This window comes from Xanthomonas cannabis pv. cannabis, from assembly GCF_000802365.1.
Lineage (GTDB): Bacteria > Pseudomonadota > Gammaproteobacteria > Xanthomonadales > Xanthomonadaceae > Xanthomonas > Xanthomonas cannabis.
This window is the reverse complement of the sequence record NZ_JSZE01000220.1, coordinates 1-1,310: the sequence shown is the minus strand read 5'-3', so window position 1 is coordinate 1,310 and position 1,310 is coordinate 1. Positions and strand designations below refer to the sequence as shown.

1 protein-coding gene is annotated in these 1,310 nt (G+C 69.2%); it reads right to left on the bottom strand.

Annotated elements, in window-relative coordinates; genetic code table 11:
• A partial coding sequence (locus OZ10_RS20165) for a YadA family autotransporter adhesin (RefSeq protein WP_039566897.1) occupies nucleotides 1-1,310 on the bottom strand: 1,310 nt, incomplete at both ends.

The following is a 1,310-nucleotide window of genomic DNA, read 5'->3' as shown; positions in this document are numbered from 1 at the left end:
GGTTTGCACATCGGCCGCCAATGCATCCAGCTGGCCCTTGTTGACCGCATCGCTGGCGGTCTGGCCATCGCTGACGTTGACGATGCGACGCGTGGCCGGACCGCCGCGCCCATTGCCGCTACCCACCGACACCGTGTTGGCGTCGTAGGTGCGCGAGCCCGAGCCCAACGCCACCGAATCGGCACCGCTGGCGCCGGCGTTGGCACCCAATGCCACGGCATTGCTGCCGCTCTCGCGCACGAAGGAGTTGTAGCCCAGCGCCACGCCGTTTTCGCCGATGGAACTGGTCTGACGGCCCATCGCGGTGCTGTTCACGCCGCTGGCGCTGCTGTCCACGCCCATCGCGCTGGCGCCGGTAGCCGACGCGCTGCTGCCGGAGGCAATGGCCACACTGCGTGCGCCGGTGGCGGCGGCGCCCGAGCCGGCAGCGGTGCTGCGCTCGCCGGTCGCCGAGGCCACTGCATCGCCGGTGGTCTTGAACTTGCTGCTGGTGTTCTGCACATCGGCCGTCAGCGCATCGAGCTGACCCTTGTTGACTGCATCGGTCGCCGCCTGGCCATCGCTGACGTTGACGATGCGACGCGTGGCCGGACCGCCGCGCCCATTGCCGCTGCCGATCGACACCGTGTCGGCTTCATAGGTACGCGAACCGGAGCCCAGCGCCACCGAATCGGCACCGGTTGCACCGGCGTTGGCACCCAGGGCCACGCCGTTGACCGCGCTCTGGCGCACGAACGAGTTGTAGCCAACCGAGACCGCGTTTTCGCCGATGACGTTGACCTGACGACCGACGCCGGTGCTGTTGATGCCAGTGGCCGATGCATCCACACCGACCACGCTGGCGCCGATTGCATCGGCGCGGCTGCCACCACCCAATGCCAGCGTGTTGTCGGCAAGCGCGGCTGCGCTCTGGCCCAGTGCAGTCGCATTGGCGCCGTCGGCATAGGAATTCCAGCCGATTGCGGTGGTGTAGTCCGCGGTTGCCCACGCACCTGCACCGAAGGCGGCCGCGCCGGTGCCGGACGCACGCGCCGGAATGAACCCGAAGAACGTGCTACCGCCCACCGCCACGCTTTCGTCGCCGGTGGCTTCGCTGAATTCACCCACGGCCACCGCGCTGGCGCCAGAGGCCAGCGAGGCAGCGCCGACGGCGGTGCTGTAGTCGCTCGAAGCCACTGCGCCGTAGCCCAGTGCCGACGACAGGCGGCCGCTGGATTCGCTGTAGCCACCGAATGCGGCGCTGCCGACATTGGAGGCGGCACTGCGGAAGCCCGCAGCGGTCGCCTGATTGTCGGAGGCCACCGCTTCGC